This window comes from Leucobacter rhizosphaerae (genome assembly GCF_022919175.1).
GTDB lineage: Bacteria > Actinomycetota > Actinomycetes > Actinomycetales > Microbacteriaceae > Leucobacter > Leucobacter rhizosphaerae.
Genome location: NZ_CP095043.1, coordinates 614,148 through 635,663 on the forward strand (window position 1 = coordinate 614,148; position 21,516 = coordinate 635,663).

Below are 21,516 nucleotides of genomic sequence, written 5' to 3' on the forward strand. Positions count from 1 at the left end.
ACTGACAGCCATGCCCACCGCCCCCAGCGCCCTCGTGCCCGTCGACTGGACCGGCGCGCAGCCGCCGCGCTTCGCCGGCCCGGCCCCCGCCCACGTCGCGATCGTGATGGACGGCAACGGCCGCTGGGCCAATCGCCGCGGGCTGTCTCGGGTCGAGGGCCATCGGATGGGGGAGCAGGCGCTGCTCGACGTCGTCGCCGGTGCGATCCAGGCGGGGGTGACGCACCTCAGCGTCTACGCATTCTCGACCGAGAACTGGCGCCGGTCGCCCGACGAGGTGCGCTTCCTGATGGGCTTCAACCGCGACGTGCTGCGCCGCCGTCGCGAGCAGCTGGACGCCTGGAACGTCCGCATGCGCTGGGCGGGACGACGCCCCCGGCTCTGGGGGTCGGTCATCTCCGAACTGCAGACCTCGGAGCGGGTCACCGCCGGCAACACCGGGCTCACACTCACCATGTGCGTGAACTACGGCGGCCGCAACGAGATCACCGATGCGGTGCGCCGGATCGCGGAGGAGGTGCGCGCTGGGCGACTGTCGCCGAACGGAATCACCGAGCGCACCATCGAGCGGCACCTCTACGTCCCCGAGCTTCCCGACGTCGACCTGTTCCTGCGCAGTTCGGGGGAGCAGCGCACGAGCAACTTCATGCTGTGGCAGTCCGCGTACGCCGAGATGGTCTTTCTCGACACGCTCTGGCCCGATTTCAGCAGGGAAGAGCTCTGGCGCGCGATCCAGATCTACCAGGATCGGGACCGTCGCTTCGGCGGCGCGGTCGACACCCCCGCGATCTGAGAGAATGGAGTCGCTATGACTTCCCAGACCCTCTCCCGCGATCGCCTGCGCATCGGACCGCTCGAGCTCGACGTACCCGTCGTCCTCGCCCCCATGGCCGGGATCACCAACACGGCGTTCCGTCGGCTCTGCCGCGAGTACGGCGCCGGGCTCTACGTCTCGGAGATGATCACGAGCCGCGCGCTCGTGGAGCGCACCCCGGCGTCCCTCCGGCTCATCAAGCACCACGAGAGCGAGACCCCCCGCTCGATCCAGCTCTACGGCGTCGATCCGAAGACCGTGTCCGAGGCCGTCCGCTTTCTGGTCGATCAGGATCTCGCCGACCACATCGACTTGAACTTCGGCTGCCCCGTGCCGAAGGTGACGCGCAAGGGCGGCGGCTCCGCGCTGCCCTGGAAGAGCGACCTCTTCCGCGCGATCGTCGAGGGTGCGGTGCGCGCCGCGGGCGACATCCCGCTCACGATCAAGATGCGCAAGGGCATCGACGCGGATCACCTGACCTACCTCGACGCCGCACGCGCCGCCGAGGGCGCGGGCGTCGCCGCGATCGCCCTGCACGGGCGCACCGCGAACGAGTTCTACTCCGGCCAGGCCGACTGGGCCTCGATCGCCACCCTCAAGGAGACCATCTCCAGCGTCCCCATTCTCGGCAACGGCGACATCTGGTCCGCGGATGACGCGATCCGCATGGTGCGCGAGACCGGCTGCGACGGCGTCGTCGTCGGTCGAGGCTGCCTCGGCCGTCCGTGGCTGTTCGGCGACCTCGCCGCGGCGTTCCGCGCGGAGAGCGGCGAGATCAGCTGGGATGAGGCCCGCGCCGCAACTGCGAAGCCGCCCCTCGGTTTCGTCATGGCCGCGATGCGGCGGCACACCGAACTCATGGTCGAGTTCTTCGACGGCGAAGAGGATCGCGCCTGCCGCGACATCCGCAAGCATGTCGCCTGGTACTACAAGGGATACGGCGTCGGCGGCGACATCCGTCGAGCGCTCGCCACCGTCGAGTCGCTCGAGCAGATGGACGAGATCTTCGCGACGATGGATCCCTCCCTGCCCTACCCGGGCGAGGGTGCCGAAGGGCCCCGCGGTCGCGCCGGCAGCCCCAAGCGGCCGATCCTCCCGCACGGCTGGCTCGACAGTCGCACGAGCGACGACATCGACTACAGCGAACTGGCCGAGGCCGAGCGAGACGACTCCGGTGGCTGAGCGGGCCGCCGGCGCCGCCGGACTGCCCGAGGGCTACACTGCCGCCGACGCCGAGCGGTTCCTTCCTGAAGTCCACGGCGGTGTCCGCAGCGACTTCGCGCGGGATCGTGCTCGGGTGCTGCACTCCAGCGGCTGGCGCCGCCTCGCCGCGAAGACGCAGGTGCTGAGTCCCACCGCGGGCATCGACTTCGCGCGGAACCGGCTCACCCACTCGCTCGAGGTCGCGCAGATCGGGCGCGAGCTCGCCGTCTCTCTGGGACTCGCGCAGGACGTGGTGGACACCGCCTGCCTCGCGCACGATCTCGGCCACCCGCCCTTCGGGCACAACGGCGAACGGGCGCTGAACGAGTGGGCCGCCGACGCGGGGGGCTTCGAGGGCAATGCGCAGACGCTGCGCGTGCTCACCCGCCTCGAGCCGAAGCGCTTCGGTCCCGACGGGCAGAGCGTGGGGTTGAACCTGACGCGCGCGACCCTCGATGCCAGCTGCAAGTACCCGTGGCGCCGCGACGAGGCCCCGGCGGGCAGCCGCAAGTTCGGGTACTTCGCCGACGACGCACCCGTGTTCGCCTGGCTCCGCGCCGACGCGCCGCCCCGCACCAAGTGCGCGGAGGCGCAGGCCATGGACCTCGCGGACGACGTCGCGTACTCGGTCCACGATTTCGAGGATGCGGTGGTGAGCGAGTACATCGACCCCGAGATCCTCACCGCGAGGTCCGGGCACGACAGTCTCATCGCCGCCGTCTCCGAGTGGGCCGACGGCTCCTTCACCGCCGACGAGCTCGGGGAGGCCTTCGAGCGGATCGCGGAGACTCCGACCTGGCTCACTCGCTGGGACGGCTCGCGCCGGCATCAGGCCCAGCTGAAGAACTTCACGAGCGACATGATCGGACGCTTCGCGCGCGCCGCGATCCACGACACACTCGAGGCCGCCGACGGCGCTCCACTGGCCCGTTACGGGGCCGGGATCGTCGTGCCGCGCGGGGTGCGCGCGGAGATCGCGGTGCTCAAGGGGATCGTCGCCGCCTTCGTGATGGAGAGCGGCCGCCGGCAACCCACGTATCGGCGGCAGCGCGACCTCCTCGCCGAGTTGCTCGACACCCTGTGGGCGAACGGCGACCGCGAGCTCGACCCCGCCTTCGCGGCCGACTACCGCTCGGCTGAGGACGAGGCGGGGGCGCGCCGCGCTGTGGTGGATCAGGTCGCCTCGCTCACCGACCAGTCGGCGATCGCCTGGCACCAGCGTCTGTGCGTCGTGCCGCTCGTCTAGACCTGAGACCGGCCCCGCGCGCGGTTCGGCGCACTAGACTGAGCAGCTATGGCGGGTCGGATTCGGGCGAGTGACATCGAGGAAGTCAAACGACGCTCGAACCTTGCGGATCTCGTCGGCGACTACGTCACGCTGAAGAACGCCGGCATCGATTCCATGAAGGGCCTCTGCCCGTTCCACGACGAGCGGAGCCCGAGCTTCCACGTCCGCCCCGCCCTCGGCTACTACCACTGCTTCGGGTGCGGCGAATCGGGCGACGCCTTCACGTTCCTGCAGCGCATGGACCACCTCACCTTTGCCGAGTCCGTGGAGCGGCTCGCCGCCCGGATCCACTATGTACTCACCTACGAGGAGGGCAACTTCCAGCGCGAGGAGGGCCCGAACCGCGCCCGGCTGCTCGCCGCGAACGAGGCTGCAGCGAAGTTCTACGTCGACCAGCTGGCGAGCGACGAGGGGGCCGCCGGCCGCGCCTTTCTCGATGAGCGCGGCTTCGACGCGGCGGCCGGCGCGCGCTTCGGCGTCGGCTACGCACCACGCGGCTGGGACGCGCTCACGAAGCACCTGCGCACCCAGGGATACACGCCGCAAGAGCTCGCCCTCGCGGGTCTCGTGTCCGAGGGTCAGCGCGGCGTCTATGACCGATTCCGGGGCCGCGTCGTGTGGCCGATCCGCGACACCAGCGGGCAGACGCTCGGTTTCGGCGCCCGGCGCCTCTACGACGACGACCAGGGACCGAAGTACCTGAACACCCCCGAATCCCCGGTCTACCACAAGTCCCAGGTGCTCTACGGACTCGACGTCGCGAAGCGCGCGATCTCCCGGGGGCACCGCGCCGTGGTCGTCGAGGGGTACACGGACGTGATGGCCTGCCACCTCGCGGGCATCGAAACCGCCGTCGCCACCTGCGGCACCGCGTTCGGCAAGGACCACATCGCGGTCCTGCGTCGGATCATGGGCGACGACAGCGCCGCGGAGGTCGTGTTCACCTTCGATCCGGACGAGGCGGGGCAGAAGGCGGCGCTGCGCGCGTTCAGCGAGGAGCGCCGGTTCACGGCGCAGACCTACGTCGCCGTCGCGCCCGAGGGCCTCGATCCCTGCGATTTGCGACTGCACCGCGGCGACGAGGCAGTGCGCGAGCTCTTCACCCGCAAGGTCCCACTCTTCGAGTTCGCGCTCCGGCAGGCGATCGGCCGATTCGACCTCAACAGCGTGGAGGGCCGGGTCTCAGCGTTGCGGGCAGCCGCCCCGATCATCGCGGAGATCAAGGATCCCTCGCTCCGCCCGGGGTACACGCGGGAGCTCGCGCGCATGCTCGGCATCGAGCTCGGCGAGGTCCAGCAGGCCGTGCGCAGCGCGGAGCGACAGCCGCGCGGCTCGGGATCGCCGCAGGGGGCGGGATCGCAGGGACGCGGTGCGCCGCGAGGCGGATCCGGGCCCGGCCGCGGTGCCCAGGGCCCCGACCAGCGGCGTGACCCCGCGTCCAACCGCGCCCCGGCGCGCGGCCCCGGCCGCGCGGGCGGCGATGGCTCCGGCGACCCCTCCGGCGACCCGTACGCCGAGTTCTCGCCGGACGGCCCCGACGCGAACGCCGCACCCCCGCGGATCACACTCTCCGCGCTGCGGCAGACACCGACCACCTGGCTCGAGCGCGACGCGCTCATGGCGATGCTGCAGCAGGGGGACTCCGTCGGTCCCGACCTCCTGCAGCAGGCGGTCACCGCGCAGGTGCTCGAGCCGAACCTCCGGGTGGTCCGCGAGGCGATCGCCGCCGCACTGCCGCACCTCGGTGAGCCGGGCTGGCTCGACGCGGTCCAGGCCGCGGCCCCGCCCACGCACCACGAGCTCGTGCGCGAGCTCGCAATGGCCCCCATGCCGCAGCGCAAGCCGGAGCAGTTGGCCGCCTACTCGCGAGACGTCGTCGTGTCGCTGCTCGACCGCGACCTCATCTCCTTGAAGTCCGAGCTGCTCGCGCGACTCCAGCGGATCGGCGACCACACGGACCCGGCGTCGCGGCGCATTCAGGAGCAGCTCGTCGCGCTCGAGGCGGCGCGGCGCGGGCTGCGGGAGGAATGACACGCCCGGCTCGGATCGCGGCGCGCGACTCGGCCCGCGGGGCCCGGGCGACCGAATGCTCTAGGCTCGTACGGGAACGCGGACCGGGATCCGCTGCCGCCGAAGGAGATGTCCATGCCACAGCCCGTCCGTGAGGCCGACCCCACGATCCGCGTCTCCGATCTGTCGCTGTCCTACCCGGCGCACGCCGGCGGGCGCGAGTTCCAGGCGGTCGAGGGCATGACCTTCGATGTGCCTCGCGGCGACGTCGTGGCGCTGCTGGGCGAGAGCGGGTCCGGCAAGTCGACCCTCGCGAAATTCTTGGCCGGCCGCGGTGCCGACGCCGGCGAGAAGGCCGCGCGCATCAAGTTCACGGGCGGCGAGGCCAGTGTGCTGGACGTCCCGATGCGCCGTCTCAGCCGTCGCACGCGCGCGAAGCTCACGGCGTACGTCGGGCACCTCGCGCAGGACGCGGGCGCCACACTCACCCCCGAGCTCAACGTGGGCGACATCCTCTTCGAACCGATCGTGGAGCGGAACAAGCGGTTCGATCGCGACGCACTCGGGGAGCTCGTCGCGGAGATGATGGACATCGTCGCGCTGCCGCTCAGCAAGCTGCAGGAGTACCCCTACGAGCTCTCGAAGGGACAGCGCCAGCGCGTCGCGGTGATCCGCTCGCTCATGCTCGATCCGACACTGCTCATCGCGGACGAGCCGACCCTCGGCGTCGACGCGAACAACCGGCCGAAGATCGTCGAGCTGCTCCAGTGGTACCGCGAGCGGACGAACGCCACGCTCGTCCTCATCAGCCACGACATCGGCATGCTCGAGGCCCTCGTGCAGGACGTGCTCGTCATGCAGCAGGGGCGTCTCGTCGGTCGCGGCGACATCAACGAGATCTTCCGCCACGCCGATCACGGCTACGTCCAGCTCCTCGCGCAGGCCCTGCGCGCTACGGCCTACGACGAAATCGCGGAAGAGTAGCTTCGATTTGCAAACGCTTTTCCGGGCTTGATATTATGGATAGGTTGCCACGGCAATGATCCCCTGTAGCTCAGTTGGCAGAGCGCTTGACTGTTAATCAGGATGTCGCTGGTTCGAGCCCAGCCGGGGGAGCGACGTGAAGCCCCTACCATTGCGGTAGGGGCTTCGTTGTATCGACGGGGGAGGACACCGTGGCGGAGCAGACGGCACCGGGCGCGCACGAGGGCCGGGTCGTCGCGGTCGCACCGTACGGCGCGCCCGTGCTGCACGACACCGTGTGGTTGGCCCCGGGTTCGGCGGTCGTGGGGAGTGTCACCATCGGAGCCGACAGCAGCGTCTGGTACAACGCGGTCGTCCGCGGCGACTCGGACCGGGTCTCCATCGGGGCCCGGAGCAACGTGCAGGACGGCGTCGTCATCCATACCCACCGGGGCCACCCCGCGATCATCGGCGACGACGTCTCGATCGGCCACAACGCGTTGGTGCACGGCGCGACCATCGAAGACGGCTGCTTGATCGGCATGAACGCGACCGTGCTGAGCGGCGCGATCGTGGGGGAGGGATCGCTCGTCGCGGCCGGTGCGCTCGTCGCGCAGGGCGCCGTGATCCCGCCACACTCGCTCGTCGCCGGGATCCCGGGCCGCGTGGTCCGTCCGCTCACCGACGCGGATCGCGAGTCGGTGCGCCGCAACTCCGCGGTGTACCTCGACTACACCGCCCGCCACCGCGACGCGCAGCAGCCGTAGGTGGCGCGCGGGTCGCGGATCATGCACTATGCTCGATGAGGTGCGATCGCCGCGATGCGCTCGCTCCGGGGATGTAGCTCAATGGTAGAGCCTCAGTCTTCCAAACTGATTACGCGGGTTCGATTCCCGTCATCCCCTCCAGAACGGCGCGTGCGCCCCTCCGATCGACCTGCTGACGCTCGTGCGCGCGGCCGATGCGTCCGGTGAGCGACTTCACCGATGGTTTCGGCTAGACTTGCTCAGGTTGCGCGCTCAGGCGTGCAAACAGACATGTGGAACCGACGGGTTTCGGGGCGTAGCTCAGCTTGGCTAGAGCGCCCGCTTTGGGAGCGGGAGGTCGCAGGTTCGAATCCTGTCGCCCCGACCAGGGTCAACCGGCCCGAACCAGGCTGACACCAGCAGATGCACGATCATGAGAGGTCAAATTGCCGAAGACGACAGCGGAAAAGCTCACTCCGACCCGCGCGAAGCTGAGCGTTGCGCTCACGCTCGATGAGCTGGAGCCGTACCTCAAGCAGGCCTACAAGACGATCGCCGAGCAGGTCTCGATCCCGGGCTTCCGCAAGGGCAAGGTGCCGGCTCCGATCATCGACCAGCGCGTCGGCCGTGAGGCCGTCATCCAGGAGGCCGTGAACGCCTCCCTCGACGACTTCTACCAGGGCGCCCTCGCCGAGTCCGGCGAGCGCCCGATGGGCCGCCCGACCGCCGACGTCGCGCAGTGGCCGGACGCCAAGGACGCCTCCAGCGAGCTGGAGCTCGTCTTCGAGGTCGAGGTCCGCCCCGAGTTCACCCTGCCCAAGTACGACGGGCTGAAGCTGACCGTCGACACCGCAGAGGTCGACGAGGCCGCGATCGAGGACGAGCTGACCAAGCTCCGCGAGCGCTTCGGCACCCTCGTGACCGTCGAGCGCCCGGCCAAGACCGGCGACTTCGTCGAGCTCGACCTGACCGCGCGCATCGACGGCAAGGACGTCGACCAGGCCAGCGGCGTGTCCTACGAGGTCGGCGCGGGCAACCTGCTCGCCGGCACCGACGAGGCCATCGAGACGCTCACCGCAGGTGAGACCACCACCTTCTCCTCGCAGCTCCTCGGCGGCGAGTACGAGGGCCAGGACGCGGAGGTCGAGGTCACTCTCACCGCCGTCAAGGAGCGCGAGCTCCCCGAGGCCGACGACGAGTTCGCGCAGCTCGCGAGCGAGTTCGACACGATCGCCGAGCTCCGCGACAGCCTGAAGGATCAGGTCGCCCGCGCCTCCGTGTTCGCGCAGGGCCAGCAGGCCCGCGACCTCTTCACCGAGACGCTCATCGAGCAGGCCGGGATCCCGGTCTCCGAGGAGCTCGTCGAGGAGGAGGTGCACCGCCACCTCGAGGGTGAGGGTCGTCTCGAGGACGACGAGCACCGCGCAGAGGTCCGCGTCTCCTCCGAGAAGCAGATCCAGCTCCAGCTCCTGCTCGACGCGATCGTCGAGGCCGAAGGGGTCACCCCGACGCAGAACGAGCTCTCGCAGTACATCTTCCAGTCGGCGCAGCAGTACGGCATGGAGCCCACCGAGTTCCTGCAGGCGATCAGCCAGGGCAACCAGATGGGCGTCATCCTCGGTGAGGTCACCCGGAACAAGGCCCTCGCCGTGGCGCTCGGCAAGGCGAAGGTCGTCGACCAGGCCGGCAAGGCCGTCGATCTGAGCGAGTTCACCGCGGTCGACGACGAGGCCGAGGCCGAGGTCGTCGATGAGGCCGAGGAGATCGTCGCGGAGGCCGAGGCCGCCGAGACGACCGAGGCCGCGGCACCGGCCGCGGAGGAGGTCACCGACGAGGAGGCCGCCAAGAAGGCCGCCCGCTCCGCCGCCGCGAAGAAGGCCGCAGCCACCCGCGCCGCCAAGAAGGCCGCAGCTGCGAAGGAGGAGGACGCGAAGTAGTCCTCCCGCCGCACGCGCATCGAGATCCCTCGCCCTTCGGGGCGGGGGATCTCCGCGTTGGCGGGTGATGTGCCCAGGGCGAACATCGACATCTCCACCGCGGCGAGTCGGTAGCCTCGAATCAAGCAACAACGAATGGAGCGCCGCATGGCAGAACAGACGCCACCGAACAGCGTGTTTGATCGGCTGCTGAAGGATCGCATCATCTGGCTCGGGTCCGAGGTGCGTGACGACAACGCAAACGAGATCTGCGCGAAGATTCTGCTGCTCGCAGCGGAGGATCCCGACGCCGACATCTACCTCTACATCAACTCCCCGGGCGGCTCGATCACCGCGGGCATGGCGATCTACGACACCATGTCGTTCGTCCCCAACGACATCGTGACCGTCGGCATGGGCATGGCGGCCTCGATGGGCCAGTTCCTGCTCACCGCCGGCACGAAGGGGAAGCGCTACATCACCCCGAACGCGCGCGTGCTGCTCCACCAGCCGCACGGCGGCTTCGGCGGCACGGCGAGCGACATCCAGACGCAGGCGCAGCTCATCACCTCGATGAAGAACCGCCTGGCCGAGATCACCGCGTCGCAGACGGGCAAGTCCGTCGAGCAGATCAACGAGGACGGGGACCGCGACCGCTGGTTCACGGCCCAGGAGGCGCTCGAGTACGGGTTCGTCGATTTCATCCGCGACTCCGCGACGGACGTCGTCGGCGGCGGCGGCACCACCAAGTAGGCAACGGGACAGGAAGCAAAGCGATTCGATGATGACCCCACAGATGCCACAGTCAGGCGGCAGCCGCCTGCAGATGCCCGATTCCCGATACGTCCTGCCCTCCTTCGAGGAGCGGACCGCGTACGGGTTCAAGCGGCAGGATCCCTACGCTAAGCTCTTCGAGGACCGCATCATCTTCCTCGGCGTGCAGGTCGACGACGCCTCGGCGGACGACGTGATGGCGCAGCTCCTCGTGCTGGAGAGCCAGGATCCCGAGCGCGACATCACGATGTACATCAACTCGCCCGGTGGCTCGTTCACCGCGATGACGGCGATCTACGACACGATGCAGTACATCCGTCCGCACGTGCAGACGGTGTGCCTCGGCCAGGCCGCCTCCGCGGCCGCGGTGCTGCTCGCGGGCGGGAGCCCCGGCAAGCGGCTCGCGCTGCCGAACGCGCGCGTTCTGATCCACCAGCCCTCGATGGGCCAGGCCGGCCACGGCCAGGCCTCCGACATCGAGATCCAGGCCGCCGAGATCATGCGCATGCGCGAGTGGCTCGAGGAGACGCTGTCCCACCACTCGAAGCGCACGCCCGAGGAGGTGCATCGCGACATCGATCGCGACAAGATCCTCAGTGCGCAGGAGGCGCTCGACTACGGCCTCGTCGACCAGGTGCTGACGAGCCGGAAGAACCCGCAGGCCGTCCTCTCGAAGTAACCCGATCGGGCCCCGGAGCGCTGAGCGCGCCGGGGCCCGCGGCGCGCCGCCGGTGATTGTCAGCGGCTCAGGTTACTCTCGAGGGAGTCGGAATCCGCAAGGTGTGAAGGAGTCACTGCATGTCGAAGATCGGCGAGAGCAGCGAGTTGCTCAAGTGCTCGTTCTGCGGCAAATCGCAGAAGCAGGTGCAGCAGCTCATCGCGGGTCCGCAGATCTACATCTGCGACGAGTGCGTGGCGCTCTGCAACGAGATCATCGAGGAACGGCTCGCCGAGCACCAGACCAGCGAGAGCTCCGACTTCACCCTGCACAAGCCGCGTGAGATCTCCGACTTCCTCGACCAGTACGTGGTCGGGCAGGACCGTGCGAAGCAGTCGCTCGCGGTCGCGGTCTACAACCACTACAAGCGCGTCCGCAGCCTCAGCGCCCTGACCTCCGCGGAGGCGGCCTCCGAGCAGGTCGAGATCGCGAAGTCGAACATCCTGCTCATCGGTCCCACCGGGTGCGGCAAGACCTACCTCGCCCAGTCGCTGGCACGGCAGCTCGGCGTCCCGTTCGCGGTGGCCGACGCCACGGCGCTGACCGAAGCGGGGTACGTCGGCGAAGACGTGGAGAACATCCTCCTCAAGCTGCTGCAGGCCGCCGACTTCGACGTGCAGCGCGCCGAGACCGGCATCATCTATATCGACGAGATCGACAAGATCTCGCGCAAGGCCGAGAACCCCTCGATCACCCGCGACGTCTCGGGTGAGGGCGTGCAGCAGGCGCTGCTCAAGATCCTTGAGGGCACCGTCGCCTCGATCCCGCCGCAGGGCGGCCGAAAGCATCCGAACCAGGAGTTCATCCAGCTCGACACGACCAACGTGCTCTTCATCGTCGCAGGTGCGTTCGCCGGGCTCGAGGAGATCATCGGCTCGCGCCTCGGCAAGGGCGGCATCGGGTTCGGGGCGCCCGTCTCGAGCAAGCGCCACGCTGAGGAGTTGTTCTCCCGCGTCCAGCCCGAGGACCTCCACAAGTTCGGCCTCATTCCCGAGTTCATCGGGCGACTGCCCGTCGTCGCCACCGTCGATCCGCTCGACGTCGAGGCGCTCACACGGATCCTGACCGAACCGAAGAACGCCCTCGTGAAGCAGTATCAGCGCATGTTCGAGCTCGACGGCGTCGGGCTCGAGTTCGAGGACGCGGCGCTCGAGTCGATCGCCGAGATGGCCGTCGCGAAGAAGACCGGTGCGCGCGGTCTCCGCGCGATCCTCGAGGGCGTCCTGCAGCCCGTGATGTTCGACGTGCCGTCGAACGGGGACATCACGAAGGTCATCGTGACCCGTGAGGCCGTGCTCGGCGAGGCCCCGCCCCGGGTGCTGCAGGCACGCGGCGGGCGCGAGCGCAGCGCCTGACCCGCGAACTCGGGGCTAGACCCGCGAGCGCGGAATCTGACCGCCTGACCCTGAACGACGCGCGGCGCCAGACCGTCTGACCGCCTGGCCCTGCACTTACGAGCCGAGCGCCGCGATCTCGTAGCTGAGGAGCACGGTGCCGTCCCCCTGGGGGATCATGAGCGCGTCGACCGCGAGTGTGGCGCTCGTCAGCGTCGCGAACGTCTCTCCGCTCTCACCGGCGGTCACGTCGGTCGCCTCGAAGCCGCCCGCGGTGATGACCTGCGTCCAGAGCAGCGCGCCGTCGTCACCGGACTCCGAGCGCAGCACGACGAACCAGCCCTGCGCGGAGCGCTCTCCGATGTCGTCGATCACGGCTCCCTCGGGGATCACGAAGCGATCGGCCGGGAAGCTCGCGGGGATCTCCGTCTGCTTCTCACCGACACCGTCCGGATTCGTCTCCGACCAGCTGCCCTCGGACCCGCCCTTGCCCTCGGCGAGCTCCTCCTTCGAGGGGGTGCCCGCGATGTCTCCCGGCTCCGGCGCGCACGACACGAGGGTGGCCGCGCAGAGCAGCACACCCGCGGCGGCGAGCACGCCTCGGACGTGTGCACGAGTGGGGCGGTGAGCGGAACGGGGTGCGAGCGGTGCAGTCATGTGGGGGCGCTCCTCAGCTGAGCCAGTCGTCGTCATCATCGTCGTCGTTCGGGGGAGCGGCCGGGCCGCCGCCGTCGGCGGCGGGTGCGGCAAGCGTGCCCGACGCCGCACGCACGACCGTCGCGCCCGACGCGTCGATCGAGATCTCGACGAGGTCGTCGAGCACGAGACGGGGGCGCCCCTCCAGCCAGGTCAGCGTCCAGGAATCGGCGTCCGGATAGACGCCCTCCTGCTCCTGGATGGCGGGGTGCAGGTCGGCGGGCACCCCACCGTGCGGTGCCTCTCCCGCGACCCAGCGCGCCCCCATCCGCATGATCTAGGCCTCGGCCGTCTCGAGCTCGATCTCCGCGACGACGGGCTCGGCCACATCGGCGGTTTCGATGCGGAGGTCGACGATGCGGCCGACGGCGGCGAGGTCGGCGGCCGCGGAGGCCAGGCGATCCCGATCGGCCGCGGGCGCGTGCACCACGGCGAGTGTCACCGGGGTCTTCTGCGATGCCTTCGCCGACGTCTTCGCACCGCGGATCCCGACGAGCGCACCCCCGACGAGGGCGAGCAGCCCGGCATCGGCGTCAGCGCCCGCGAGCGCCGTCACCTCGTCCGAGACCGGCCACGCGGCGAGGTGGACCGAGCCCTCTCCGAACCACGACCACACCTCCTCCGTGGCGTACGGCAGGAACGGGGCGAGCAGCCGGACGAACACCGACAGTGCGGCGCGCAACGCCGTCACCGCCGAAGCCTGCTCCTGGCCGGAGCCGCCGTGAGCGCGCTCCTTCACGAGCTCCAGGTAGTCATCGCAGAACTTCCAGAAGAAGGACTCGGTGACCTCCAGCGCACGGGCGTGATCGTAGACCTCGAAGGCGCGGGTCGACTCGTCGATCACCCGCGCGAGCCCGGCGAGCACCGAGCGATCGAGCGGCTCCGTCACCGTGCCCGCGCCGCTCGCGTCGAAGCCCAGGGTGAACTTCGCGGCGTTGAGCAGCTTGATCGCGAGGCGTCGGCCGATCTTGATCTGCGTCGGGTTCTGCGGATCGAACGAGGCGTCGGTGCCCAGCTTCGCGGAGGCGGCCCAGTAGCGCACGGCATCCGAGCCGTGCTGTTCGAGCATGCCTGCGGGCGTCACCACGTTGCCCTTCGACTTCGACATCTTCTTGCGGTCCGGATCGAGGATCCAGCCGGAGATGCCGGCGTGCTGCCACGGCAGCTGCCCGCACTCGAGTTCCGAGCGCAGCACCGAGCTGAAGAGCCAGGTGCGGATGATGTCCTGCCCCTGCGGGCGGAGGCTGAAGGGGAAGACGAGGTCGAAGAGCTCGGGATCCCGCTCCCAGCCGCCGGCGAGCTGCGGCGTGAGCGACGAGGTCGCCCAGGTGTCCATGACATCCACCTCGCCCTGGAATCCGCCGGCCTGGCCGCGCTGCTCCGCGGAGTATCCCGCGGGCACATCGCTCGAGGGGTCGACGGGGAGCTGCTCGGCGGCGGGGAGGATCGGCTCGTCGAACACCGGGTTGCCCTCGGCATCGAGCGGGTACCAGACCGGGATCGGCACGCCGAAGAAGCGCTGCCGCGAGATCAGCCAGTCGCCCGAGAGGCCCTCGACCCAGTTCTCGTACCGCACCCGCATGAAGTCGGGGTGCCACTGCAGCTCGCGGCCGTGCGCGAGCAACCGTTCGCGCAGCGCCTCGTCGCGCGCGCCGTTCTTGACGTACCACTGCCGCGTCGAGACGATCTCGAGCGGCCGGTCGCCCTTCTCGAAGAACTTCACGGGGTGGGTGATCTTGCGGATCTCGCCGATCAGCTCGCCCGAGGCCTGCAGCAGCTCGACCACCGTCTGCTTCGCACTGAAGACCGTCTTGCCGGCGATCTGCGCGTAGGCGTCGCGACCGGCCTCCGACACGATCGCCTCCGGCGCCTCGGCCAGCACGCGGCCGTCGAACCCGAGGATCGACCGGCTCGGCAGGTCGAGTTCGCGCCACCACACCACGTCGGTGACGTCGCCGAAGGTGCAGATCATCGCGATCCCCGTGCCCTTGTCCTTCTGCGCGAGGTGGTGCGCCAGGATCGGCACCTCGACGTCGAAGAGCGGCGTGCGCACGGTCGACCCGAAGAGCGGCTGGTAGCGCTCGTCGTCGGGGTGCGCGACGAGCGCGACGCACGCGGCCAGGAGCTCTGGGCGCGTGGTGTCGATCAGGATGTCGCCGGCGCCGTCGGTGCGGTGGAACGCGAGCTGGTGGTACGCGCTCGGCTGATCCCGGTCCTCGAGCTCGGCCTGGGCCACCGCGGTGCGGAAGGTGACGTCCCAGAGGGTCGGCGCCTGAGCCTGGTAGGCCTCGCCCCGTTCGATGTTGCGGAGGAAGGCGAGCTGCGACGCGCGCAGCGAGTCGTCGCCGATCGTCCGGTAGGTCTGCGACCAGTCGACCGAGAGCCCGAGGGTGCGCCAGAGATCCTCGAACTGCTGCTCGTCCTCGACCGTGAGACGCTCGCAGAGCTCGATGAAGTTGCGGCGCGAGACCGGCTGCTGATCCGCGGCCTTGATGCTCTTGCCGTCACCGCCCTCGTGCGGCGGCACGAAGCCCTCGACGTACGGGAGCGACGGATCGCAGCGCACGCCGTAGTAGTTCTGCACGCGGCGCTCGGTCGGAAGTCCGTTGTCGTCCCAGCCCATCGGGTAGAACACGCGCTTGCCCTGCATCCGCTGGTACCGGGCCACGGTGTCGGTGTGGGTGTAGGAGAACACGTGCCCGACGTGCAGCGAACCGGAGGCCGTGGGCGGCGGGGTGTCGATGCTGTAGACGTCAGCGCGCTCGGCGCCGTCCCGCGGGAACGCGTAGGTGCCCTGGGCTTCCCAGACCGCCCCCCACTTGGATTCGAGGCCTTCGAGTGCCGGCTTGTCGGGAATCGCGCTCATGCGTGTGCTCCGTGGGTCGATGTGGGCGGCACCGTGTGGTCGCGCGCCGGATCCCGACGCGCTGGTGCCTGATGGTCAACCCCACCAGGGTACCGCTTCGCCCCGGGGATTCCGGTGCACACGCGGGAGTGGCGGGTCGCCCGCGCAGCCCGACGTCGGTTACTCGACGAGCACCACGATCAGGGTCTCGTTCAGCGCGGGATCGCCGCCCGGCTCCGGCTCGGTGAGGTACTGCTCCCAGGCCACCCCGAGCGGTGTGAGCGCCTGGTCGGCGATCCAGCCGTAGAGGTGCGCGTAGGCGGCCTCGAGCTGCGCGTAGTCGCCGCGGACGAGGAGGGTGGCCCCGGTGCCCGCGGGCAGCAGCTCGTGCGTCACCTCGCCGTGCGCAGAGAACGGGGCGGCCACCGGCACCGCGACCGAGAGGTCCAGCTCGGAGCTGGAGTCGCCATGGGTGACCCCGAGGGGGGCGTCGAGCGGCGCGAGCCCCAGTGCTCCGAGCGCCCCGAAGATCGCCGGGAACGCACGGTCGTAGAGTGCCGGAATACCGTCGAACGCCACACGCTGCCGCACGACTGCCAGGTGACGCGCGCTCTGCTCGACGAGTGCGGGGGCGGGGAAACTGGGTGCAGTCATGACACGGCTCCTTTGCGGCGTTTCGGGCTTTGTTCCAGTGTAGGCGCGGAGCTCGGCCGATGGGCTTGCACGCCGAACCATGCGCTAGAATTTCGGGCAGAGACGATGATCCACCATCAATGGGGAGTCCCCGGAAGAACGGCGGCGCACGAGGCAGCTCGCGCGACACTCAGTAGAACCGGTCGGGTACGGCCCGTCACAGCCGAATGAAGTGGCCGACGCGGCGCTCCCTCGGGAGTGCGGCGAGGGCAAGCAGGGTGGTACCGCGGGAATCGATGATCGTGCGATCGTCGGCGCTCGTCCCGGCACGACGAACGTCTCGCAAGTCGGAACCAGAGGAAGCCCATGCCCTACCCCCAGCAGTCGACCGGAGCCGCAACACCGCAGGGCGAGCCCGGCGCAGCGTTCGGCGTCTCGCCGTCCCCGAAGTTCCCGGAGATCGAGCAGCGTGTGCTCGCGTTCTGGGACGCGGACGACACGTTCCGCGAGTCGATCCGGCAGCGCGAGGGAGCGGAGGAGTGGGTCTTCAACGACGGCCCGCCGTTCGCGAACGGCCTGCCCCACTACGGTCACCTGCTCACCGGCTACGCGAAGGACGTGTTCCCGCGTTTCCAGACCATGCTGGGCAAGAAGGTGGAGCGCCGCTTCGGCTGGGACACCCACGGCCTGCCCGCCGAGCTCGAGGCCATGAAGCAGCTCGGGATCACCGAGAAGCGCGAGATCGAGGAGATGGGCATCGCGGCCTTCAACGAGAAGGCCCGCGAGTCCGTCCTCCAGTACACCCGCGAGTGGGAGGAGTACGTCACCCGCCAGGCGCGCTGGGTCGACTTCGAGAACGGCTACCAGACCCTCAACCTCGGCTACATGGAGAGCGTGATCTGGGCGTTCAAGCAGCTCTACGACAAGGGACTGGCGTACGAGGGATCCCGGATCCTGCCCTACTGCTGGCGGGATGAGACGCCGCTGTCGAACCACGAGCTGCGCATGGACGACGACGTCTACCAGATGCGCCAGGACCCCTCGGTCACGGTCACGTTCCCTCTGACCGGGGCCCGGGCCGACGCGCTGGGCCTGTCCGGGGTGCGCGCACTCGCCTGGACCACGACCCCGTGGACCCTCCCGACAAACCTCGCACTGGCGGTCGGTCCGGCCATCGCCTACGCCGTGGTGCCGGCCGGACCGTCGGGGGCCGCGGACGGGGGAGCGGGGGGCGTCGACCAGTACCTGCTGGCCGAAGATCTCGTGGCGAACCATGCGAAGGACCTCGGGTACGATTCCGCGGATGACGCCCGCGCCGCCGTCTCTCGCACGATCGCGGGTGCGGAACTCAACGGGGTGCGATACGAACGGCTCTTCGACTACTTCGCCGACGCCGAGCTCTGGGGCACCGAGGCGGCCTGGCAGATCCTCGTCGACGACTACGTGTCGACCACCGACGGCACCGGCATCGTGCACCAGGCCCCGGCCTACGGCGAGGACGATCAGCGCATCGCCGCGACCGCCGGCATCCCGACGATCGTGAGCGTCGACGACGGCGGCCGCTTCCTGAAGTCGGTGCCCGACGTCGCGGGCGAGCTCTGGATGGACGCGAACCGCCCGCTCATCCGGCTGCTGAACGAACGCCAGCGGATCCTCCGCGAGCAGAGCTACGTGCACTCCTACCCGCACTGCTGGCGCTGCCGCAACCCGCTGATCTACAAGGCGGTCTCGAGCTGGTTCGTGCGGGTCACGGACATCAAGGAGCGGATGCTCGAGACGAACGAGGACATCACCTGGGTGCCCGAGAACGTCAAGCACGGGCAGTTCGGCAAGTGGCTCGAGGGAGCGCGCGACTGGTCGATCAGCCGCAATCGCTACTGGGGCAGCCCGATCCCGGTGTGGAAGAGCGACGATCCCGACCACCCGCGCGTCGACGTCTACGGCTCGGTGGCCGAGCTCGAGGCGGACTTCGGTGAGCTCCCGCGCAACGCGGCAGGAGAGATCGATCTGCACCGGCCGTACATCGATGCTCTGACCCGCCCGAATCCCGACGACCCGACCGGCCGCTCCACCATGCGTCGCATCGAAGACGTGCTCGACGTGTGGTTCGACTCGGGATCGATGCCCTTCGCCCAAGCGCACTACCCGTTCGAGAACCAGGAGTGGTTCGAGACCAGCCAGCCCGCCGACTTCATCGTCGAGTACATCGGGCAGACCCGCGGCTGGTTCTACGTCCAGCACGTGCTGGCCACGGCGCTCTTCGATCGCCCGGCCTTCACGAACGTGATCAGCCACGGCATCGTGCTCGGCTCCGACGGCAACAAGATGTCGAAGTCGCTGCGGAACTACCCCGACGTGAACGAGGTCTTCGACCGCGACGGCTCCGACGCCATGCGCTGGTTCCTGATGGCCTCGCCCGTGGTTCGCGGTGGCAACCTCGTCGTCACCGAGGAGGGAATCCGCGAGGGGGTGCGTCAGTTCATCCTGCCGCTGTGGAGCACGTGGTACTTCTTCAGCCTCTACGCGAACGCCGACGGCACGACCGCCGAGCGCCGCACCGACTCCGACGATCCGCTCGACCGCTACATCCTCGCGAAGACCGGCGATCTCGTGCGCGAGGTCGGCGGGCACCTCTCCGCGCTCGACACGACCTCGGCGGCGGAGTCGCTCCGCGCGTTCGCCGAGGTGCTGACCAACTGGTACGTCCGGCGCTCCCGCGACCGGTTCTGGGAGGGCGTCACCGGCGAGCTGGGCGCCGAGCGCAACCGTCAGGCCTTCGACACGCTGTACACGGTGCTCGAGACGGTCGCCCGGGTGGCCGCCCCGCTCGCACCCCTCGTCACCGAGGAGCTGTGGCGCGGGCTCACCGGCGGGCGCTCGGTGCACCTCGAGTCGTGGCCGGACGCGGACGAGTTCCCGGTCGAGCCCGACCTCGTCGCGGCGATGGACGAGGTGCGGCAGATCACCACCAACGCCCTGTCGCTCCGTAAGGCGCGCCGTCTGCGCGTCCGGCTCCCGCTGCCCGAGCTGACGGTCGTCACGGCCCGCCCGGAGGCGCTGTCGCCATTCGTCGAGATCCTCCGCGAAGAGCTCAACGTGAAGTCGATCGTGCTCGTGGAGCAGACGGAGTCGAGCGCGGTGGATCACGGCATCGTGCAGACGCTGGCCGTCAACGCCCGCGCGGCGGGTCCCCGCCTCGGCAAGCAGGTGCAGCAGGCCATCACGGCCGCCAAGTCGGGGGACTGGAGCGAGTCGGCCGGTGTCGTGACCGCGGGCGGCATCGCGCTGGAGCCCCACGAGTACGAGCTCACTCTGACCGTCTCCGGCTCCGGCGGGGCGGCGTCCGATGCTGCGGAAGGCCCGGCGCTCGCGCTGCTCCCGGGCGGCGGGTTTGTGCTGCTCAGCACGGAGACCACCCCGGAGCTCGAGGCCGAGGGCGTCGCCCGCGACGCGATCCGCGCCGTCCAGGAGGCGCGCAAGCACGCGGGGCTCGAGGTCAGCGACCGGATCACGCTCGCGCTCACGGCCGACGACCGATTCGCGGCCGCGCTCCTCGCCCACAGCGAGCTGATCGCGGCGGAGACGCTCGCGGCGGGCGGCCTCGTCGTGCACGCGGCGGATCCCGAATCGCGTGACGATTCGAGCACCGCGCCGGCGCTCGGCGCGGACAAGGCTCCGCTGGGCATCTCGCTGGCGAAGGAGGAGGCACGATGACCCCCGCCGAACAGGTCTACGCCGAGCTCCTGGAGCGGGTCGGCGAGGCCCACCCCAGACCCCGCATCGAACCGGTGCGGCGCCTCGCCGAGCTCGCCGGATCGCCGCAGCTCTCCTTCCCGGTTGTCCAGGTCGCCGGAACGAACGGCAAGACGTCGACCAGCCGTGCGATCGAGTCGCTGCTGCGCGCGCACGGGCTGCGCACGGGGCTCTTCACGAGCCCGCACCTGCTGTCGTTCAGCGAGCGGTTCCAGCTCGACGGCGCCCCCGTCGACGAGCGCCTGCTCGAGTCCTCCTGGGAGGAGCTGCGGCTGCCGCTGCAGCTCGTGGATGCGGAGCTCGAGGCCGCGGGCCACGGCCGCATCACGTTCTTCGAGGCCCTGGCGGTCCTGGCCTTCGCGATCTTCGCCGACGCCCCCGTCGAGGTCGCCGTGATCGAGGTCGGCATGGGCGGGGAGTGGGACGCGACGAACATCGTCGACGCCCAGGTCGCGGTGTTCACGCCGATCGCGCTCGATCACACCGAGATCCTCGGCCGCGACGTCGCCACGATCGCGAAGACCAAGGCCGGCATCATCAAGGCCGGCAGCACGGTCGTCACCGCGGTGCAGGATCCCGAGGCGCTCGCCGAGCTGGAGGACGCCGCGAGCGCGCACGACGCGCGGTTCGTCGTCCAGGGGCGCGACTTCCGCCTGGTGGAGGACCGTCTCGCCGTCGGCGGACGCCAGATCGACGTGGTCGGCGCCACCGGGACGCCGTACGACCCCGCGTTCGTGCCGCTCCACGGCCGCCACCAGGCCGAGAACATCACCCTCGCGATCGCCGCGGTCGAGGCGTTCTTCGGTTCGGAGCGACCGGTGCCGGAGGAGGTGCTCGACGAGGGACTCGGCCAGCTCACCTCTCCGGGCCGCTTGCAGCTCATCGGCAACGATCCCGTGGTGTACGTCGACTCCGCGCACAACCCGCACGGCGCGCGGGCCCTCGTGGAGGCGGTGACCGAGTCGTTCAACTTCGAGGAGCTCGCGCTCGTCGTCGGCGTGCTCTCGGAGAAGGACGCCGACGGGCTGCTCCGCGCGCTGGCACCCATCGCGCACCACGTGACGGTCACACCGGTCGAGTCGCCGCGGAGCCTCGATCCCGAGGTGCTCCACGACGTCGCCGTCGATGCGATCCCCGACACCCCGATCGAGGTCGCGGAGTCGCTTCCCGAGGCGCTCGACCTCGCGCGGGCATGGGCCGGTCGGTCGGACGGCCGCGCTGTGCTCGTGGTCGGCTCCGTGCTGCTCGTGGGCGAGGCCATCGCGTTCTCCCGCAGCGAGGGCTGGGGGATCGCGTGAGCGCGGTCGACCCCGGGGCCCTCGGGCCGAACAACGGGAACTCCGGCGGGAGCACCGACTCTGAGGACGACCTGGTCCTGTCCCCCTCGGAGACGATGGCGCACAACTCGGCGATGCGGATCTCCGGTGGCGCGCGCGGGCCGCGGTCGACGCAGCGCGCGCTCGCCTCGATCGTGCTCGGCTTCGAGCTCATCGTGGTGGTGCTGATCGGACTCACCATGTTCGGGCTCGGGATCACCGAGCCGCGCGAGCTCGGCCTCGTGCTCGGCGGCGGACTCGGGCTGCTCATCATCGTCGCCCTCGGCATCATGCGCCGCGGCCGCGCCGGGATCCTGCTCGGCTGGATCATCCACGCGCTGATGCTCCTGACCGCGATCCTGCTGCCCATGGCCCTCATCGTCGGCCTCCTCTTCACCGGGCTCTGGATCTACTGCATGGTGAAGGGCGCGCAGATCGATCGGGATCGCGCGGCCTGGCTCGCGGAGCAGCCGGACGCGGGCTGATCCCACCCCTCAGGACCGTGCT

Annotated in this window: 17 protein-coding genes and 3 tRNA genes; 16 read left to right on the plus strand and 4 right to left on the minus strand. The window is 69.8% G+C overall.

The window, feature by feature from the left end:
* Positions 1-10: 10 nt before the first annotated feature.
* From MUN76_RS02805 to clpX, 13 genes are all read left to right on the plus strand, one after another.
* Positions 11-793, plus strand: a complete 783-nt coding sequence (locus MUN76_RS02805) for an isoprenyl transferase (protein ID WP_244686947.1) — start codon at positions 11-13, stop codon at positions 791-793.
* Positions 794-808: 15 nt separating this feature from the next.
* Positions 809-1,996 carry a tRNA dihydrouridine synthase DusB gene (gene dusB, locus MUN76_RS02810; protein ID WP_244686949.1) on the plus strand — a complete coding sequence of 396 codons (1,188 nt, stop codon included), beginning with the start codon at positions 809-811 and terminating at the stop codon, positions 1,994-1,996.
* On the plus strand, positions 1,989-3,263 hold the full coding sequence (locus MUN76_RS02815) for a deoxyguanosinetriphosphate triphosphohydrolase (RefSeq protein WP_244686951.1): 1,275 nt from the start codon (positions 1,989-1,991) through the stop codon (positions 3,261-3,263). The genes dusB and MUN76_RS02815 overlap by 8 nt, the downstream gene beginning before the upstream one ends.
* Before the next feature lie 48 nt (positions 3,264-3,311).
* Positions 3,312-5,336, plus strand: coding sequence for a DNA primase (gene dnaG / locus MUN76_RS02820; RefSeq protein ID WP_244686953.1), 2,025 nt, complete (start codon positions 3,312-3,314; stop codon positions 5,334-5,336).
* Positions 5,337-5,450: 114 nt separating this feature from the next.
* Complete coding sequence (locus MUN76_RS02825; protein ID WP_244686954.1) at positions 5,451-6,299, plus strand: ATP-binding cassette domain-containing protein; 849 nt, start codon at positions 5,451-5,453, stop codon at positions 6,297-6,299.
* Positions 6,300-6,358: 59 nt separating this feature from the next.
* Positions 6,359-6,431: transfer RNA gene (locus tag MUN76_RS02830), tRNA-Asn, on the plus strand.
* Positions 6,432-6,490: 59 nt separating this feature from the next.
* On the plus strand, positions 6,491-7,045 hold the full coding sequence (locus MUN76_RS02835) for a gamma carbonic anhydrase family protein (protein ID WP_244686956.1): 555 nt from the start codon (positions 6,491-6,493) through the stop codon (positions 7,043-7,045).
* A gap of 67 nt (positions 7,046-7,112) precedes the next feature.
* Positions 7,113-7,186, plus strand: a tRNA-Gly gene (locus MUN76_RS02840).
* A gap of 148 nt (positions 7,187-7,334) precedes the next feature.
* Positions 7,335-7,412, plus strand: a tRNA-Pro gene (locus MUN76_RS02845).
* Between the two features lie 58 nt (positions 7,413-7,470).
* Positions 7,471-8,961: a trigger factor gene (tig, locus tag MUN76_RS02850; protein WP_244686958.1), complete on the plus strand. Its 1,491-nt coding sequence runs from the start codon at positions 7,471-7,473 to the stop codon at positions 8,959-8,961.
* Positions 8,962-9,096: 135 nt separating this feature from the next.
* A complete protein-coding gene (locus MUN76_RS02855) occupies positions 9,097-9,693 on the plus strand; it encodes an ATP-dependent Clp protease proteolytic subunit (protein ID WP_256451800.1) in 597 nt (198 codons plus the stop codon).
* A 43-nt stretch (positions 9,694-9,736) separates the two neighbouring features.
* A complete protein-coding gene (locus MUN76_RS02860) occupies positions 9,737-10,393 on the plus strand; it encodes an ATP-dependent Clp protease proteolytic subunit (protein WP_244686962.1) in 657 nt (218 codons plus the stop codon).
* Positions 10,394-10,512: 119 nt separating this feature from the next.
* On the plus strand, positions 10,513-11,787 hold the full coding sequence (gene clpX / locus MUN76_RS02865) for an ATP-dependent Clp protease ATP-binding subunit ClpX (protein ID WP_244686964.1): 1,275 nt from the start codon (positions 10,513-10,515) through the stop codon (positions 11,785-11,787).
* Positions 11,788-11,883: 96 nt separating this feature from the next.
* On the opposite strand, the gene MUN76_RS02870 is transcribed toward clpX, so the two are convergent.
* From MUN76_RS02870 to MUN76_RS02885, 4 genes are all read right to left on the minus strand, one after another.
* Positions 11,884-12,423, minus strand: a complete 540-nt coding sequence (locus MUN76_RS02870) for a hypothetical protein (RefSeq protein WP_244686966.1) — start codon at positions 12,421-12,423, stop codon at positions 11,884-11,886.
* Positions 12,424-12,436: 13 nt separating this feature from the next.
* Positions 12,437-12,736, minus strand: coding sequence for a Fe-S oxidoreductase (locus tag MUN76_RS02875; RefSeq protein WP_244686968.1), 300 nt, complete (start codon positions 12,734-12,736; stop codon positions 12,437-12,439).
* A 3-nt stretch (positions 12,737-12,739) separates the two neighbouring features.
* On the minus strand, positions 12,740-15,328 hold the full coding sequence (gene valS, locus MUN76_RS02880) for a valine--tRNA ligase (RefSeq protein WP_244686969.1): 2,589 nt from the start codon (positions 15,326-15,328) through the stop codon (positions 12,740-12,742).
* A 159-nt stretch (positions 15,329-15,487) separates the two neighbouring features.
* Positions 15,488-15,961, minus strand: a complete 474-nt coding sequence (locus tag MUN76_RS02885; RefSeq protein ID WP_244686971.1) for a GyrI-like domain-containing protein — start codon at positions 15,959-15,961, stop codon at positions 15,488-15,490.
* Between the two features lie 345 nt (positions 15,962-16,306).
* On the opposite strand from MUN76_RS02885, the gene ileS reads away from it, so the two are divergent.
* The 3 genes from ileS to MUN76_RS02900 are packed head-to-tail and all read left to right on the plus strand — an operon-like array spanning position 16,307 to position 21,494.
* The gene (gene ileS, locus MUN76_RS02890; protein ID WP_244686973.1) at positions 16,307-19,654 is read left to right on the plus strand and encodes an isoleucine--tRNA ligase; all 3,348 of its coding nucleotides are present in this window, start codon (positions 16,307-16,309) and stop codon (positions 19,652-19,654) included.
* Positions 19,651-20,991, plus strand: coding sequence for a bifunctional folylpolyglutamate synthase/dihydrofolate synthase (locus MUN76_RS02895; protein WP_244686975.1), 1,341 nt, complete (start codon positions 19,651-19,653; stop codon positions 20,989-20,991). The genes ileS and MUN76_RS02895 overlap by 4 nt, the downstream gene beginning before the upstream one ends.
* The gene (locus MUN76_RS02900; protein WP_244686977.1) at positions 20,988-21,494 is read left to right on the plus strand and encodes a DUF4233 domain-containing protein; all 507 of its coding nucleotides are present in this window, start codon (positions 20,988-20,990) and stop codon (positions 21,492-21,494) included. Before MUN76_RS02895 ends, MUN76_RS02900 begins: the two co-directional genes overlap by 4 nt.
* The last annotated feature ends 22 nt before the right edge of the window (positions 21,495-21,516 follow it).

What these genes read in the sequence shown, in the direction of transcription:
- MUN76_RS02895 (WP_244686975.1), top strand. Translation starts at nt 19,651, where the DNA reads ATGACCCCCGCCGAACAGGTCTACGCCGAGCTCCTGGAGCGGGTCGGC.
- ileS (WP_244686973.1), top strand. Translation starts at nt 16,307, where the DNA reads ATGCCCTACCCCCAGCAGTCGACCGGAGCCGCAACACCGCAGGGCGAG.
- clpX (WP_244686964.1), top strand. Translation starts at nt 10,513, where the DNA reads ATGTCGAAGATCGGCGAGAGCAGCGAGTTGCTCAAGTGCTCGTTCTGC.
- dusB (WP_244686949.1), top strand. Translation starts at nt 809, where the DNA reads ATGACTTCCCAGACCCTCTCCCGCGATCGCCTGCGCATCGGACCGCTC.
- MUN76_RS02825 (WP_244686954.1), top strand. Translation starts at nt 5,451, where the DNA reads ATGCCACAGCCCGTCCGTGAGGCCGACCCCACGATCCGCGTCTCCGAT.
- MUN76_RS02870 (WP_244686966.1), bottom strand. Translation starts at nt 12,423, where the DNA reads ATGACTGCACCGCTCGCACCCCGTTCCGCTCACCGCCCCACTCGTGCA.
- dnaG (WP_244686953.1), top strand. Translation starts at nt 3,312, where the DNA reads ATGGCGGGTCGGATTCGGGCGAGTGACATCGAGGAAGTCAAACGACGC.
- MUN76_RS02805 (WP_244686947.1), top strand. Translation starts at nt 11, where the DNA reads ATGCCCACCGCCCCCAGCGCCCTCGTGCCCGTCGACTGGACCGGCGCG.
- MUN76_RS02855 (WP_256451800.1), top strand. Translation starts at nt 9,097, where the DNA reads ATGGAGCGCCGCATGGCAGAACAGACGCCACCGAACAGCGTGTTTGAT.
- MUN76_RS02885 (WP_244686971.1), bottom strand. Translation starts at nt 15,961, where the DNA reads ATGACTGCACCCAGTTTCCCCGCCCCCGCACTCGTCGAGCAGAGCGCG.
- MUN76_RS02860 (WP_244686962.1), top strand. Translation starts at nt 9,737, where the DNA reads ATGCCACAGTCAGGCGGCAGCCGCCTGCAGATGCCCGATTCCCGATAC.
- MUN76_RS02875 (WP_244686968.1), bottom strand. Translation starts at nt 12,736, where the DNA reads ATGCGGATGGGGGCGCGCTGGGTCGCGGGAGAGGCACCGCACGGTGGG.
- valS (WP_244686969.1), bottom strand. Translation starts at nt 15,328, where the DNA reads ATGAGCGCGATTCCCGACAAGCCGGCACTCGAAGGCCTCGAATCCAAG.